The sequence below is a fragment of the Pseudovibrio sp. Ad26 genome, assembly GCF_001623285.1.
GTDB lineage: Bacteria > Pseudomonadota > Alphaproteobacteria > Rhizobiales > Stappiaceae > Pseudovibrio > Pseudovibrio ascidiaceicola.
Map to the genome: position 1 here is coordinate 89,985 of NZ_LMCE01000146.1, position 16,634 is coordinate 106,618.

The following is a 16,634-nucleotide window of genomic DNA, read 5'->3' on the forward strand; positions in this document are numbered from 1 at the left end:
GACACAGGCAAAACTCTTTTAGGCAGGCTGCACAGGGGCAGCACGGGTAACGGTAATAATCGGGTTCTTGCGCGGCTGCGGACGTTTGCGCGTCAACGCCAGCACAAAACCCATCGTCAGGGAGATCGCCATCAACGACGACACACCTGATGAGATCAACGGAAGGGTCATTCCCTTCGCAGGCATTAGATTGAGGTTCACCGCCATGTTGATGGTGCTTTGCAGACCAAACATGACGATAAGACCGGACGACGCCAGACGGCCAAACGGGTCCTGATCCTGCGTTGCCATGTAAAGGCCACGCAGCACAACAAACGCAAAAACGGTCACCAGCACCACACAAACAATGATGCCGTATTCTTCCGCAGCCACGGCAAAAATGAAGTCCGTATGACTATCGGGCAAAATTCGTTTCACCGTACCTTCACCCACACCGCGGCCTAGCCACCCCCCGGCAATGAAGGAGTCGATCGCTTTGTCGATCTGGTAAGTGTCACCGGAAGACGGATCCAGAAAACGCATGATACGCCCGCGAACGTGCGGCAGATACGTAAAGCCAGCTGCAACGCCAAGAATGCCCATGATCCCAAGCGGCACAATCGCCAGCCAGGACAACCCGTTCAGGAAGAACAGCGCAAACAGCACAATGGTCAGCAGCATGGTCTGCCCAAAGTCAGGCTGTGCCACAAGCATGGCGGCCACAATGCCAAACAGAAGAATGGAGATCAGCTGCCCCGGAATGTCCTGGGCTTTACGCCCCTCAGACAACAGAAACGCAATGATTACCACCAGCACTGGCTTGATAAACTCTGACGGCTGAATGGAAATACCAAACAAGCTCACCCAGCGCCGCGCACCTTTAATGTCAGACCCGAAAAACAGCGTGCCCAACAACAGCACCAGCATCACGCAGAACACCACCAACGCCACGCGGCGTATATAGCGCGGCGACAGCGCAGAAACGCCCAGCATCACAGCGGCGCTTGGGATAAGGAAAAGCGCCTGCTTCTTCACAAAGTAAAAGCTCTCAAGCCCAAGGCGTTCAGCAACAGGAGGGCTCGCGGCAAGAGACAACACCAGACCAGACACCATCAGCGTGAAGATGCCGATCAGCATGTAACGATCAATCGTCCAGAGCCATTCTGCAAATGCACTGCGATCCGTACGTGATACCATCAGCGTGCTCCCTCACCCTTCAGCATTTTGGCAGCAGCAACAGCTGCGCTCACAAATGCATCCCCGCGAACTTCAAAGCTCTTGAACTGGTCGAACGAGGCACAAGCTGGTGACAGCAAAACCACAGCCTCACCGCTCTTATCCCGCGCAGCATCACGCGCCGCAGCCTCAACAGCCAGCTCCAGAGAGCCAAACTTGTGCGCCTCAACAGATCCGGCAAGCTCTTGCTCAAACTCTTCCGCCGCTTCCCCAATCAGATAAGCCTTCACGACTTTCGGGAAGTAGGCTTTAAGCGAAGAAATACCGCCCGCCTTAGGACGACCACCAGCAATCCAATAAATCCGGTCAAACGCCGCCAACCCGTGGGCAGCAGCTTCCGCATTGGTCGCCTTGCTGTCGTTCACAAACAATACCTTGCCTGCTTCAGCAACCAGCATCAAACGATGCGCAAGACCCGGGAAGGTCGCAAGCGCAGCCGCAATCTCGTCAAGCTCCAGCCCAAGCGCGGCACAAACCGCAACAGCAGCAGATGCATTCTGCCCGTTATGAGAGCCACGCAAAGTGTTGGAGGAAGACAGGTCAGCCACAACCACCTGCTCTTCATCAAAAACCTCAAAGACCTTACCGTCTTCAGCATAAACGCCAAACTCGACAGGCCCCAGACAAGAGATCAGCTCAACCGGCTCACCGCTTTCTGCCCGGCGCTGCGCAATAGCTGCACTGAATTCATCATCCACGCCAACAACAGCAAGACGCGCCGCTTTAACGATCCGCTCTTTAATGGACGCATAATTCTCCATGTTCCCATGCCGGTCCAGATGGTCCGGCGACAGGTTCATCATCACCCCGATATCCGGCACAAGACTTGGCGCAAGATCGATCTGGTAGGAGGAGACCTCAACCACATAGACACGATCCTCGGAAAACTCTTCGAGATCCAGAACCGGACGGCCAATATTGCCCCCCATCTGAACATCCATGCCGCATTCTTTGAGTACATGCGAGATCAGCGCAGTCGTGGTGGATTTGCCGTTCGTCCCAGTGATGGCAACAAATGGCGCCTCAGGACAAACCGCTTCCCGCTCATTCACGAAAAGCTCCACATCCCCAATCACCGGGATACCAGCCTGCCTCGCCCGCTCCACACTCCAGTGCGGTGTCGGATGCGTCAGCGGAACACCCGGCGCAACCACCAGTGCTGCGTAGCGGGACATATCCGCCTCACGCAGATCGATCGCAGCAAGCCCGTATTCTTCAGCCGTTGCAACGCTGGCTTCGTTATCGTCCCACACATCAACCCGAGCCCCGCCAGCCTCAAGCGCACGCGCAGTCACGAGCCCGGACCCTCCGAGCCCGAACAACGCGACTTCTTTGCCTGCAAGATGACGGATAGGGATCATGTGTCGAACCTCCTAGCGCAGCTTCAGTGTGGCAAGACCAACAAGAGCCAGCACAACAGCAATGATCCAGAAACGAATAACCACCTGGCTCTCAGTCCAGCCCAGATGCTCAAAGTGGTGGTGAATTGGCGCCATGCGGAACACACGCTTGCCAGTCAGCTTGAACGACGCCACCTGCACAATCACAGAAACCGCTTCCAGCACAAACAGGCCGCCGATGATCGCCAGAACAATCTCGTGTTTGGTCGCAACAGCAATCGCGCCCAGCATACCGCCCAGAGCAAGAGAGCCTGTATCACCCATGAAGATCGCAGCAGGTGGAGCGTTGAACCATAAGAACCCGAGCCCAGCACCAATCACGGCACCACACACAACAGCAAGTTCACCAGTGCCCGCGACATGGTGGATCTGCAGATAGCTGGAGAACACAGCATTACCAGTCAGGTATGCGACCAGACCAAAAGCTGCTGCAGCAATCATCACCGGCACAATCGCAAGACCGTCCAGACCATCAGTCAGGTTCACCGCATTGCCAGCGCCAACAACAACAAAGGCAGCGAATGGGATGAAGAACAGACCAAGGTTCAGCGTCAGCTCTTTAAAGAACGGAAAGCCGATACTGGTGGAAAATGGCTCGGCATCCAGAAGCGTCACCGCAAAAGCCGCAAGACCCGCAATCAGGAACTCAAGACCCAAACGCGCTTTACCGCCAAAGCCTTTGTGCGAAGACTTGGTGACTTTCAGATAGTCATCATAAAAACCGATAAGCCCAAAACCGACAGTCACACCCAGAACGATCCAAGTATAGGGATTGCGAAGGTCAGCCCACAACAGCGTCGCCACAATCATCCCGGAAAGGATCATCAGGCCGCCCATGGTAGGCGTACCCTTTTTTGTCAGCAGATGGCTCGCAGGCCCATCTTCGCGAATAGGCTGCCCATGCCCCTGACGCGAACGCAGTGCATCAATTATGCGTGGGCCAAACAGGAACACAAACAGCAAAGCAGTCATAATCGCGCCGCCGGTACGGAACGTAATGTATTTAAAAACATTCAGCGCAGACAGGGAAGGATAAACCTCTGAAAGCTCCGCCAGCAAATATAGCATTTAGTCAACCTCAGGACTTACCGGTTGCAGCCGGTTCAGGAAAACGTTTCTTCAAGGCATCCACAAGTGGGCCCATACAGGTTCCAAGGGAGCCCTTTACCATCACGATGTCGTTGGGACGCACTTCCGACAACAGGTCTTTTTCCAGTTTGTCGGAGGTCTCTGAATAGGCGCCTCTGGTCTGTGCAGGCAACAGGTCCCAGAGCACCTTCATGTGAGTACCCACACAATAAACCACGTCGATCTTTGCGCGCTCCAGTTCACGCGCAAGGTCTGCGTGCAACTTGTCGGAATCTGCACCTAATTCGAGCATATCTCCCAATACGGCGATGCGACGGCCATTCTTCGCAACGGGCAGACCAGCCACCAGTTCGATGGCTGCACGCATACTCGCCGGGTTGGCATTATAGCTCTCGTCAACAAGCAACGCCGTGCCACCATTCACATCAAGAACGGTCTGCGCACCACGCCCTTTCGGGGCAGACATTTCCGCCAGAGCCAGACCAGCAAACGCAAGATTGGCCCCCAGTTCCATGACCCCAGTCAGCACGCCCAAAGAGTTGATCACATGGTGTGCGCCCGGAGCGCCGATCTTGTAGGAAATCTCCTGTCCGAGAATATTGGCATTCAGACAAGAACAATCTGGGTTTGCAGCTACTTTCTTGGCGATAGACTGAGCACCCGGCCGCATGCCAAAGCTGACAATGTTCCGTACCCCGGCCACAGCGGCCAGATAACGCAGCAGGTCATACTGGCGGTTATCCCGGTTCAGGATCGCCACGCCGCCCTTCTCAATACCACTGAAAATCTCAGCCTTTGCACGCGCAATATCTTCAACTGAGTTAAAGGCTTCCAGATGCACGGGTTCCACAGTGGTTACGATTGCCACATGCGGACGAACCATTTTCACCAGTGGAGTGATCTCACCCCGGTGGTTCATGCCAATCTCGAAGATGCCAAACTCAGTATCAGCATGCATGCGCGCTAATGTAAGCGGCACACCCCAATGGTTGTTAAAGCTCGCCACAGGCGCATGCGTGATGCCAGACTTGGACAGACAAAGACGCAAAGCTTCTTTCGTGCCTGTCTTGCCTACAGAACCAGTGACCGCGATGATCCGTGCTTTGGAGCGAGCGCGGGCAGCCACACCAAGGCGCTCCAACGCTTGAAGCACATCATCAACAGCCACATAGCGGCCACCTTCCGGCAACTCCGCAAGCTTGTCACGCGCAACAACAGCTACAGCGGCACCAGCCTCAACAGCTGTTCCGGCAAATGCATGACCATCAAAGTTCTCGCCCTTGATCGCAAAGAAGGCTTCTCCGGGTTGGATCACCCGACTATCGATGGAGATTCCGGTTACGTCATCGCTCAGATCACCGTAAACATCCCCATCTACTGCCTCCAGAAAATCGTTAAGCAGCCACAGCGGCCCACGGTCTATTTCAGGCAGTTCAATCATTTGCCGCTCATATTCCGACTTAATGTCCGGGTCCAATAGGTTGATATGGGGGACGATAGTCCACTCAGGCTTGTCTATCGCTGACTTGAGCTTTGGTTTTTCTTCGGTTTTGCCCTCAAAAGCAGCGGTCTCAGCCGTCTCAACAGGCTCCTCAGAAGCAGGTAATCCACCTAATGCTTCTGTGCTGTCCTGCTCATCCGGTTGAGTGGACTGCGATACATCCTCTGCGACCTTGGGAGCAACCTCTTCGAGACCTTCATCCGCAAGAAATGCATCCGCATCCGCGTTTGTCTCTTCTTCCGGCGCAGGAGCACTCTCAGCGTCTGCATCTGCCTCAACCTTCTCCTCGGCTTCGGCTTCGGCTTCGGCTTCGGCTTCGGCTTCGGCTTCGGCTTCGATAGCCGCTAAATCACCCAGCAGCTCGTCTTCAAGTGCATCCGGGGTGTCTTCCGCAACATTCGGGAAGCCATCCTTGCCAAAATCAGGATCATGGCTTTCAACATCAGCCAGTTCCGCATCTGCAAGATCGTCAGCGCCCAGAACGTCTTCTTCCAGCGCCAGCCAGTCTTCTTCCTCTTGATCACGTTCATCATCAGGATTTTCCGGCAGAGTAGCTTCCAGCTCCTCAACGCCAGCCTGCACCGCAGCCAACAGGTCATCATCATCCAGCACTTCTGCAGCTGCGAGCTCATCACCTTCATCAGCCAGCAGGTCCATCTCATCCAGATCAAGAGAGATCTCAGACAGATCAGCCTCAGCAACAGAAGAGTCACCATTTTCCGCAGAAGCTTCTGCAAGCGCCTTCTGGATTTCTTCATGGTCAGAGAAAGGCAGAACTTCTGTTCCAACAATCTGCCCTGTTTCATGCCCCTTACCGGCCACACAAAGCACATCGCCTTCTTGCAGCATCTTCACCGCTTGGCGGATGGCAAGTGCACGATCTCCAATCTCAAGAGCGGCAGGACAAGCAGCAACAATCTCTTCGCGAATTTTGTCAGGATCTTCCGTGCGCGGATTATCATCAGTCACAATGGAAACATCGGCAAGTCGGGCAGAAATCTCGCCCATCAACGGACGTTTACCCGCATCACGATCACCGCCACACCCCAACACACTGATCAGGCGACCAGCCGCAAAGGGGCGCAATGCTGTAAGTACATTCTCCAGCGCTTCCGGCTTATGAGCATAATCGACGAATACCAAAGCACCGTTTTCACGTGTGCCCACATGCTCAATCCGGCCCGGCGCACCACGCAGCACAGTCAGCGCTTCAAGAACAGTTTGAAGCTCCACACCAGCAGAAATAGCCAGACCCGCAGCAATCAGGGCATTACTTACCTGAAAATCACCAGCCAACGGTAAGGCGACAGAAAACACGCCCTCAGCCGTTTCCAGCTCAAGAACCTGACTAAACCCTTCCGGCTGAACGCTAAGCACCTTCAGATCATCGCCGAAGACACCCGTCGTAAACGTCTTAAGGCCGCGCTCCTCTGCAATCGCCAGAACGCGGTCAGCAAATTGCGTTTCCGGGTCAACGACAACCACACCATCATCCGGCAGCAAATCGCGGAACAAACGCAATTTTGCCTGAAGGTAATCTTCCACCGTTGGGTGGTAGTCCATGTGGTCTCGGCCAAGATTGGTAAAACCAGCTGCAACAAGGCGCACGCCATCAAGACGATGTTGGTCCAACCCGTGACTGGACGCCTCCAGCGCAGCATGGGTAATCCCATCCTCAGCCAGACGCTTAAGGTCTTCATGCAAAGACACAGGATCAGGTGTGGTCAATCCACCATAGCTCTGCCCTGTCGATGTGACGGTTCCAATAGTTCCAAGACTGGCGGAAACAAGCCCGGCATACTCAAAGATTTGACGCACGAAAACGGCAACAGACGTCTTTCCCGCAGTACCGGTCACAGCAACCATCTTCTCCGGCTGTTTGCCAGAGAAAGCCGCAGCCATCAAAGCAAGCTCCCGGCGCGCATCTTGTGCAGCGATCAGCGGAACCTGTTTGGCTTGCTTGCGAATATCATCAGAAAGTCTGTCCGCATCAATCAAAATGGCAGCAGCACCCGCGTCTACCGCCTGCTCGATAAACTGCGCACCATCAACTTTCGCGCCCTTGAGGGCAGCAAAAACAAAACCGGGCTCCACTGCTCGACTATCAGCAGTAAGCCCTGAAATATTAAGAGTATCAACCCCGTCTGGCCCATCGCCCTCGGCGGAGTTTATCTCTTGTTTTGTAAGGTCTTTAAGCAACATAGCGTCGATATGTCCGGCCTATGAGACATGAATGTGGCAAACCAGATTTGGAGAACAATTGTCTTCATATTTCCCCAAAATCTCCGTGTATTGCCTCATTCAATTCTCCTGTTTAGTTCCGGTTCTGATAGGAAACCGGAATTGTTTCTGCGTCATCTGCGAAATCAGGCACCACGCCGAGCATTGGTGCAATTCTGCGGATAACAGATGCAGTGGTTGGCACAGCATTCCACCCTGCAGTAGAATAACGTTGCCCCTCCACTTTTTGCGGCTCATCCAAAACAATCAAAACGAGATACTCAGGATTGGACATCGGGAACGCCGACATAAAGGAGTTCAGATAAACCCCTTCAGCATAACGGCCATTCACAACTTTCTGCGCTGTTCCAGTCTTACCGCCAACATCATAACCCGGCACAGCAGCACGCCGCCCGGATCCACGCAGGACATTTTCACGGTTGAGATACCGAAGGATCTCGCTGGTTTGTGGTTTCAGAACCTGTTTAGCAAGCTTGTCAGCTTCTTCCTCACTGCGAGGCAGGAACGTTGGTTCAAGATATTTACCGCCATTGACCAGCGTCGCACCCGCAACAGCCATCTGCAGCGGCGTGATGCCCAAGCCATGACCAAAAGAGATCGTCATTGCAGCAAGGTCATTCCACTTCGGTGGAAGCAGAGGCCGCGCAACGCCCGGTATCTCGGTCTTCATTTTCTGGGTCAGCCCAATCTTTTTCAAAAACGCCTTCTGCTCCTCAATGCCAGCTTTCTGCATGACTTTGATGGTGCCGATATTGGAGGAGTAAATGAAAACTTCAGGCACGGACAAAACACGGCGCTTCCCGTGGAAGTCATCGATCTTCTGACCTGCAACACGGATAGGTTTGGTGGCATCAAAGCCATCTTCCAACTTCACCTTGCCACTATCCAGCGCCATCGCAATGGTAATACCCTTGAAGATGGAGCCCATCTCAAACACACCACCAGTCACCCGGTTCATGCGTTCTTTTTCAAGCGCTTGCTGACGGTTGTTCGGGTCAAAATCCGGCAGCGACGTCATGGCGATCACTTCACCGGTGTCCGCTTTCAGCACCACACCCATGGCCGCTTTGGCCTTGTAGTACTCCATGGAACGGCGCAACTCATCACGCACTGCATGCTGAACACGCAGATCAACCGAAAGCTTGACGGGCTCCATGGTCCGATCCTGCGTAAAGCCAAGATCTTGCAGATCCTTCAACCACGCCTGATCGACATACTTCTCCATGCCAGAGAGGCCCTGGTTGTCGACATTCACAGTTCCAAGAATGTGACTGACCGTCTGACCACCCGGATAAAACCGCTTATTGCTCTCACGGAAGCCAACACCCGGCAGACCCAGCGCATGAATGGCCTGTCGCTGCTCAACGGAGATCTCACGCTTGAGCCACGTAAACAGCGCATTGCTCTCAAGGCGCTTCTTGATGACAGGCGTATCGAGCTCCGGCAGAATAGAGATCAGTCCATCAAAGACTTCATCCGTATCCGGGATCTTGCGCGGCTCAGCATAAAGCGCAGCACTCTTGATATCGGTCGCAAGAATTTCACCATTGCGGTCAATAATATCAGGGCGCGCCTGAGTAACAGAACTCTGCGCAGCAAGGAACCCCTCAGCAGGGTCCCTGTCCTGCAACCCAAGCAGGATCAGACGACCAGCGATAGCCCCATACACAAACACAAAGATGGTCATCGCAAAGAAAATGCGCGAGCGTCCCGGACCACGAAGCCGGATCGCACTTGTGCCATGCTTTTGGGTCACATTAGACCGCCGCAAAAAGGAACTGTCAGCTTTCCTGGCCACGAGCCCCTCCCTTACTGCACGGATGTAACGCGACTGGCGTAACCGCTCATCGCATCAGCAGAGACTGGCTCCATCAGAACAGGTCTAACCGGCAACGCCTTCAGTGTCGTGATCTGCTCCGCACGCAGTGGCTCAAGCTTCAAAATATCGTTGTAACGATCAACGATACCCTGCAAACGCCCGGGCTGATTAAGCACACTCCACTGGGCTTTGTAGTAACGGATATCGTCTTTTTCCTTGGCAATCTCAGCAGAAAGCTGACGCACCTGATCGGCAAGGTTCTCGTTAGACATCTTGATGTCGTAAACGAGCGCAGCACCAATAACCACCGCAACAACAAAGAACAGATTTACGAAGCGCAGCATAGCTTAGCCTCCTAGACCGTGGAATGAAGCAAGGCGCGGAACGCCTGCCGCATGAATATCTAATTCCCGCGAAGGCGCATCCAGTCGGCGCCCAGCTCTCAAACGAGCAGAACGCGCGCGAGGATTATCAGTAATCTCTTCAACGCTGGCATCCTGATTGCCCTTCACGATAAATTCGAAAGTCGGAGGCGGAATATCCACCTCTGGCATATGGCGAGATCCGCCACCGCGGGTCTTGCAGCGATCTGCAAGGAACCGCTTCACAATACGATCTTCCAGACTATGGAACGTCACAACAACCAGACGCCCACCCGGACGCAAAATCCGTTCTGCCGCAGCAAGAGCACCAGCCGCCTGATGCAACTCACCATTCACATAGATACGCAGTGCCTGAAAGGTCCGCGTTGCTGGATGAATGCTTGCCTTCTTAGGATTACGCTTCACCACCTTCTCAATAACGCGAGCAAGCTCAAGCGTCGTCTCGAAAGGCTTTTCTTCACGTGCCTGACAAATGGCATGGGAAACACTGGAAGCACGCTTCTCCTCACCAAGCATTCCGATGATACGTGTCAGGTCCTTGCGCTCCATGGTATTCACCACGTCCGCCGCACTTGGACCATCCTGCTCCATGCGCATATCCAGCGGCCCATCAAACCGGAACGAAAAACCGCGCTCCGCCTGATCCAACTGCATGGAAGACACGCCAAGATCCATCACCACGCCGTCAACAGCATCATAACCAAGCGCACGTGCATGGTCTTCAAGATCAACAAACTGACCATGGACCAGCTGCAAGCGCCCATCAGACTCTTGTTCCAGAACGCGACCGTCACGGATCGCATCCGGATCCCGGTCAACGCCAATCACGCTGGCTCCAGCCTCAAGAAAAGCCCTGGAGTAACCACCAGCACCGAACGTGCCGTCAATAATCACATCACCCGGCGCGGGGGCCATTGCCTCCCGCACCCGTTCCAGAAGGACTGGAATGTGACGCGCTGGTCCGCCAGCGATACCGGATTTGTCTCCGTCGCCGCCCGTCATCATAGTGCCCCTCCGGCTGCTGTCCCCGACGCACCGCCGGAGGACAATACTGCAAGCGCCCGCTTCATGGCCTCGTCGCGGTGCTTGGCGAACCTCACAGGTTCCCAAATCTGAAATTTAAACCCCTGCCCAACAAAGGTGACTTCGCCATCAATGCCGGTGTGGTTGCGAATCATCTCAGAAAGAACAATCCGGCCATCCCGATCAATCTTCAGGGTTTCACTGGCGCCATAAAGCGCCGTGGACAGAGCGTCGTACTCCATTGAGAGCGTCGAAAACGCATCAAGTCGTTTTTGGATTTCAGCTGTAAGTCCGTTACCACCTGCATCAACCGCCTCCTGAAAAGGAGATGGGAAGCAGTAGAGTCCCTCAAAGCCGTCTTTCGCTAACGCCGCACGGAAGGGCGCAGGGATCGATACACGACCCTTTGCATCCACCCGATTGGTGAAGTGCGAAACAAAACCAGCCATTGGTCCTCTCTTTAATGAGCCAGATCTTCTTGATCTGTCATCGGCACATCAAACAACTCTCCACTCCTTGGAGAGTCAGCGCTCAAATCAGGCAAAAACAACAAGATTACTGAAGTACAAACCGGAATATCCCGGGAGCCTATGGGATACCATGGGATGCCATGGGACGTCAATGAACCCACCAGCCCAAACCGAAAAGAATGCCCCTTAACATCTGGTAGTTATCACCAATTATGGTAAACGAAGTATTGATAGGAGTTTACGCAGGGATTTCTGCGAGTTACACGCATCCAAATTGCGATTACAACCAGAAGTACTCACAGTTTTTACAAAGGCCGAAGAAAGAATTTCGCCGATTAGCTCTAGTGATTTTAACCTATCAGCCTTGGCAAAACTCCGTTTTTCCCATGTCGGACCATGAAATTCCATGCCCATTCAGAGCACGGTGGGGCAATTTCCCATACCTACCCACGATTGTCCTGAGTCGATAATTTCTGCCGGAAAGACACGTCACGCACCACGATCACAATTGGTTTTGTTGGTTATTTTGATCGCTCAAACAAAGGAGGCCGGCAGCTCTGCCGACCTCAAACCTCATAAGAAGACGCAAACTAAGCCGTTATCTGGCGAGACCAAGCCCAACCAGATAATCTGCACCCTTGCGCAAAGTGGTCTCATCCATGATCTCAAGGATCAGGCGTGGGTTGCTTTTCAGTTTTGCCAGTTCCGCAAACAGAGGCGCCCACGGAATAGACCCCTCACCCGGATTCCAGTGACGGTCAGCATGGCCATCAATGTCTTGAATGTGCACGTGCTGCAAAGCACCGCCCGCTGACTTGATGAAGTAATCAACCGGTGGCGCGCCATAACAGGAGTGCATGTAGTGAGCATGGCCAGTATCAATCGAAAGCGCCAGAGCTGCGCTCTCAAAACTCTTCAGGATCTCCAATCTGTAGGACGGGTCCAGATCTTCAATGTTCTCCAACACGATGACACAACCCATGTCCTCCGCCTTGGCAACAACATCCTTCAGGTTTGCATGGATCATTTCCAGCTTCATCTGGCGACCATTGTCATAAAGATCGAGGTTGTTATGATCCCAGATCGTGTAAGGACTGTGCAGCACCATCTGGTCTGCACCCATCTTGGCGCACAGTTCGATACCCTGATCCAACCGCTTGCGAACAGCCTGCTGAAACAGCGGATCAGCCGCAGATAAGTCTATGTTCCAGAACGGGCCATGCAGACCAAGACGCCCCTCATGTCCATCCAGAAGCTTCTTTGCTTCTGCGACCAGATCATCACACCCGTTGTCCAGCAAGTTCCAATTATAGAAATCCTGCAACTCAAGGTCCCGAGGCAGTTCCAGCAACCATTCACGATGTTGGGGAAGATGTTTGACGCACATTGCTGCGCCTAAAACCGGCAAATCACTCATGCGGCTATTCCAAGATAAGGCCTCAAAAGGCACTGCTTTCAGTTATGCCTTTGCTCTTACATGTCTTGCATGTCAAAGGCATTACATCGCCTAAAGCTGCTTACCTTTATTCCGGCTCGCTCTCACTGCTTTAAGCGCTCATCCCGCCGCATATATTTTGCGGCAATCGGAGCACCATGACAGCTTCGATTTGCGCGGTCTACGTACTATTCCAGAGCGAGCGAGAGCATCAACAAAAAATGCGCATAACACATTCAAAAGCTGACGCTCTCGTAAGCTCGTCACATTCAGTTTTCCATCCGCACAAACGCAGTTGCCGCACGGCGGACCGAACGCCAGATAAAGACGAGTAAGCCGATAAGCGCCATACAGGTCAGCGCAGTGGCCACAATCCGAAACGTCCCGGCAAATCCAACCGCAGCAATCAAAGGAATGCTGACAAAAACAGAGAGGAACTGGCCAAGGAAAACGGAGGAAGTCAGCACCCCACCTGCCATACCACGCCGGAAACTCGGAGCCACCTGAAGCGCAATCGCCGGAAAATTCGGCATCGCAAACGCATACCCGGCACCCATCGCAGCGGTCCCCAGGAACACGCTCCAGGTTTCCTGCAAGGTCAGCAACATCAACCCAATAGCCATAAACCCATAGGCCAACGTAAATGCACCACTGTAACCAACACGCGCTTTAATCCGCCCATAAAGCAGAGCCGCCGTGCCACCAGTCAACATCAACGCGCCCAGCGCAGCACCTGTCATACTCGCACTGTCATAACCTTGAGCATCCAAAAAGAACGGCAGCTGTGTCGGCATGAGGAAGAAGATCATATTGGTCAGCATTTGCAGCAAAGCCAGCGCTGCCAACAACCAGACCCAAGCCGGAGATCCATCGTCTTCTGCACTTGCAACCTTCTTTGCAACAGCAGAATGCTTCATCGGTTCGCTGATATAGCGCCACAAGAACGGCACCATGAGCAACGCAAGCCCATAAATCGCAAACGGCAAACGCGGAGAAGTAACAGCCAACAAGCCAGCCATTGAGATAAAGAGAAAACCGCCGAAGTTGCGAGCAGAAGTCTGTAATCCCATCAGCGAGCTGCGCTGGTTGCCGACAAAGTAGTCACCGATCAAAGCTGTTTGCGCCGTCATCACCATGGCAACTGCAATGCCAAGTCCCAGCCGGCTCACCAATATGCTCGTCAGATCCGGCAGGATCATGCCAGCGCTTCCCATCACAGCAAACAGCAAAACACCTACAAGCAACAGTGCCCGCCGACCGTAGCGATCTGCAATCACTCCAGCCAGCGGGGCACAGATAATAACAGTCAACGAAGGCGTTGAGACCAGAAGCCGGGACAACCAAAGAACATTCGGATCATCCCGGAACATCTCCTCCAATCCAGCAAGTGCAGGACTGATCGTTGCGTTCGCCATGACTGTTAAAGTAGCCGCCATTAAAAGAGCAATCGCTCTGGGGTCTTTCCAGACCTGTTGTTCGGGCTCCACGTGCACTTGTTTCATTTGCTTATCCTCTTGCAAAATTACCCTGTTGAGATCAGGATACGACTTCAAGTCAACTTGAGGTCAAGTATGAAACTGCTGGATATTGGAGAGATCACCGAACGCTCAGGCGTGAAGCCCTCCACACTGCGATATTATGAGGAAGTCGGGCTCATTCAGTCCATAACGCGGCACGGTCTCCGACGTCAGTACGAGCCGCAAATCCTGACGAAACTCTCTCTGATCACACTCGCCAAGGCAGGTGGTTTTTCGCTGACAGAGATTGCAGGCATGTTTTCAGAAAAAGGGCAGCTTCAGATCCCGCGAGAGCAGATCCGTGAACGTGCTGATCTGATAGATGAGCAGATCAAGGAACTCACAGCCTTACGCGATGTCCTGCATCACGTGGCCGACTGCCCTGCCCCAAGCCATATGGAGTGCCCTTCCTTCCAACGCATGCTCAAGGCATCGGACAGACGGAAACCAGCAAAGAAAAAACCGCTGACCAAGTAGCCGGCGGTTTCCTATTCTCATGAAGCGGTTTTTAGGAGCCCCTTACTTCGCAGCGCGCTCAACAAGCTTAAGGCACACCTGTGTCGCGCATGCCATATCCTGCACGCTGATCCATTCCAGCGGCCCATGGATTTCCTGCATGCCGGTGAAGATGTTCGGACAGGATGTCCCCTTCGCGGTCAGCACAGACCCATCGGTTCCGCCACGGATCGGCTTGGAAGAAACGCTCAAGCCCATGTCCTCATAAGCTGCCTTTGCAAGCTCAACTGGGGTCATATCATCACGCAGCCAATGGTGCATGTTGCGATACTGTTCTTTGACCTCACAAGAGATGGAAGCCCGCGGCTCAGTAGCCTGAACTGCAGCACATACTTGCTCCAGCAGATCAGCTTTCGCCTCCAGACCTTCCAGCTCAAAATCACGCAGCACAAAATGTAGCTCCGCTTCAGCTGCATTCCCCACCATGTCGGCAATAAAGATAAAGCCATCACGACCATCAGTGGTCTCAGGTGTCATCGTCGCATGCGGCAGCATGGTGATGATCTTGCCTGCCAGATGCAACGCATTGACCAGCTTATCCTTCGCATAACCAGGATGCACAGAAACACCAGTGATCTTTACTGTCGCACCATCAGCGCAGAAGTTCTCATAGTTCAGCTCGCCCACTTTGCCGCCATCCAGCGTGTAAGCAAAATCCGCACCCAGAGCACCTGGCAACTTGTCATGCACACCGCGCCCGATTTCTTCATCCGGCGTAAACGCAATACGAAGCTTGCCATGAGGGATCTGCGGGTTTGCCAGCAGATGACGTGCAAGACACATGATGATCGCAACACCAGCCTTGTCATCTGCGCCCAGCAAAGTGCTTCCGCTGGCAGTGATGATGTCATCACCAATCTTCTCACCAAGATAACGGGAGTTCTCAGGAGACAGGGACAGCTCAGAGGCATCCGGGAAGGAAATTGCTGAGCCATCATAAGCACGATGAACACGCGGCTTCACACCTTCAGCATGGTAGGCTGGGGCCGTATCCACATGCGCAAGCAAGCCAATCACGGGCCCATTCGTCTCGATAGTCGCAGGAATAGTGGCAAGAACAACGCCGTACTCGGTCAGCTCAACGTCACTGGCACCAATCTCCATCAGCTCAGCACGCAGCACCTTTTGCACATCAAGCTGGATCTGAGAGCTTGGGGACTCAGGGCACGTCTCATCACTCTGGCTATCAATAGCCGCGTAGCGAACGAGGCGTTCTTCCAGTTCCTGATCAAATTCTGTTCTCATAGAAGATCTCCTTGCAGTTACCTTCTATCTGCGCGAAGCCCCCTCAACTTTCAAGTTGGAACACTGCCATAAGAGCAAAAGCAAACCGCTTTTACCGCACTTCACTCGCAATTTTTCCCGCGAACCCAAAAAGAACGAAGCCCGACAAAACACGAAACCGGCGATACCGCGCCTGAGTGATAAAGCGCGCCCGCAACAATGACGCCAACGCAGAATAGCCATTCAAAGACAGAACAGATATGCCGCAAAATGTTGCAACCAGAATGCTCGCTTGTGGCAGCAACGCCAGCTCAGAGCTCATGACTTGCGGGAACAACGCAACAAAAAACAGGATCGCTTTGGGATTGGTCACCGCAAGCAAAAACGCTTCCCAGAACAGTGTCAGTCCAGAAACAGAAACGCTGACATCACCTGACAAATCAATCTCCTCGCGCTTGAAGACAAACTTCAGCCCAAGCCAGACCAGATACCCAACGCCCAACCATCGGAACAAGCTCCACAAAACCTCAGAGGTGAGCACAAAGCTCACCACACCGCCCGCGCAAAATGCACCTGCAATCGCAAGCCCCAGCGTATTACCTAGGATAGTCGGGAAAACCCGGCCCATCCCCAACTGCGCAGCCCGCCGCACCGTGTTGAGGATCGCTGGCCCCGGCGTGACAATATTCGCTGCAGAAATCAGCACAAAAGAAACCCAAACCCAAAAATCCATTTTTGTATTCCATTGTATACACAAGTTAGATCTTGGGTACTTGATCGGATTGAGACAGTCAACCAAAC

General features: G+C 53.5%; 13 protein-coding genes. 1 reads left to right on the forward strand and 12 read right to left on the reverse strand.

The genetic code is table 11. The features are described 5' to 3' along the window. Window positions 1-18 precede the first annotated feature (18 nt). The 10 genes from PsAD26_RS24165 to PsAD26_RS24210 form a co-directional block, all read right to left on the reverse strand. The gene (locus tag PsAD26_RS24165; RefSeq protein WP_057465725.1) at window positions 19-1,176 is read right to left on the reverse strand and encodes a putative peptidoglycan glycosyltransferase FtsW; all 1,158 of its coding nucleotides are present in this window, start codon (window positions 1,174-1,176) and stop codon (window positions 19-21) included. Beyond that, the gene (gene murD, locus PsAD26_RS24170) at window positions 1,176-2,576 is read right to left on the reverse strand and encodes a UDP-N-acetylmuramoyl-L-alanine--D-glutamate ligase (protein ID WP_063312443.1); all 1,401 of its coding nucleotides are present in this window, start codon (window positions 2,574-2,576) and stop codon (window positions 1,176-1,178) included. The genes PsAD26_RS24165 and murD overlap by 1 nt, the downstream gene beginning before the upstream one ends. A 12-nt stretch (window positions 2,577-2,588) precedes the next feature. Further along, window positions 2,589-3,683: a phospho-N-acetylmuramoyl-pentapeptide-transferase gene (gene mraY, locus PsAD26_RS24175; protein ID WP_063289943.1), complete on the reverse strand. Its 1,095-nt coding sequence runs from the start codon at window positions 3,681-3,683 to the stop codon at window positions 2,589-2,591. A gap of 10 nt (window positions 3,684-3,693) precedes the next feature. After that, window positions 3,694-7,407 (reverse strand): UDP-N-acetylmuramoylalanyl-D-glutamyl-2,6-diaminopimelate--D-alanyl-D-alanine ligase, encoded by a 3,714-nt coding sequence (locus PsAD26_RS24180; RefSeq protein WP_063312444.1) that lies wholly within the window; start codon window positions 7,405-7,407, stop codon window positions 3,694-3,696. Window positions 7,408-7,519: 112 nt separating this feature from the next. Further along, on the reverse strand, window positions 7,520-9,244 hold the full coding sequence (locus PsAD26_RS24185) for a penicillin-binding protein 2 (protein ID WP_063312445.1): 1,725 nt from the start codon (window positions 9,242-9,244) through the stop codon (window positions 7,520-7,522). 11 nt (window positions 9,245-9,255) lie between these two features. Then, window positions 9,256-9,609 carry a hypothetical protein gene (locus PsAD26_RS24190; protein WP_063289946.1) on the reverse strand — a complete coding sequence of 118 codons (354 nt, stop codon included), beginning with the start codon at window positions 9,607-9,609 and terminating at the stop codon, window positions 9,256-9,258. 3 nt (window positions 9,610-9,612) lie between these two features. Then, window positions 9,613-10,650, reverse strand: coding sequence for a 16S rRNA (cytosine(1402)-N(4))-methyltransferase RsmH (rsmH, locus tag PsAD26_RS24195; protein ID WP_193758360.1), 1,038 nt, complete (start codon window positions 10,648-10,650; stop codon window positions 9,613-9,615). After that, the gene (locus tag PsAD26_RS24200; RefSeq protein ID WP_063312447.1) at window positions 10,650-11,120 is read right to left on the reverse strand and encodes a cell division protein MraZ; all 471 of its coding nucleotides are present in this window, start codon (window positions 11,118-11,120) and stop codon (window positions 10,650-10,652) included. Before PsAD26_RS24200 ends, rsmH begins: the two co-directional genes overlap by 1 nt. Window positions 11,121-11,739: 619 nt before the next feature. Then, the gene (locus PsAD26_RS24205; RefSeq protein WP_063312448.1) at window positions 11,740-12,558 is read right to left on the reverse strand and encodes a sugar phosphate isomerase/epimerase family protein; all 819 of its coding nucleotides are present in this window, start codon (window positions 12,556-12,558) and stop codon (window positions 11,740-11,742) included. Between the two features lie 287 nt (window positions 12,559-12,845). Further along, on the reverse strand, window positions 12,846-14,078 hold the full coding sequence (locus PsAD26_RS24210) for an MFS transporter (RefSeq protein ID WP_063312449.1): 1,233 nt from the start codon (window positions 14,076-14,078) through the stop codon (window positions 12,846-12,848). Window positions 14,079-14,147: 69 nt separating this feature from the next. Between PsAD26_RS24210 and PsAD26_RS24215 the strand changes: the two genes are divergently transcribed. Continuing rightward, the gene (locus PsAD26_RS24215; RefSeq protein ID WP_063312450.1) at window positions 14,148-14,570 is read left to right on the forward strand and encodes a helix-turn-helix domain-containing protein; all 423 of its coding nucleotides are present in this window, start codon (window positions 14,148-14,150) and stop codon (window positions 14,568-14,570) included. 42 nt (window positions 14,571-14,612) lie between these two features. On the opposite strand, the gene pepT is transcribed toward PsAD26_RS24215, so the two are convergent. Together pepT and PsAD26_RS24225 are read right to left on the reverse strand one after the other, a co-directional pair. After that, complete coding sequence (gene pepT / locus PsAD26_RS24220) at window positions 14,613-15,854, reverse strand: peptidase T (RefSeq protein ID WP_063312451.1); 1,242 nt, start codon at window positions 15,852-15,854, stop codon at window positions 14,613-14,615. A 91-nt stretch (window positions 15,855-15,945) separates the two neighbouring features. Then, window positions 15,946-16,566 (reverse strand): LysE family translocator, encoded by a 621-nt coding sequence (locus tag PsAD26_RS24225; RefSeq protein ID WP_063312452.1) that lies wholly within the window; start codon window positions 16,564-16,566, stop codon window positions 15,946-15,948. Window positions 16,567-16,634: the final 68 nt, after the last annotated feature.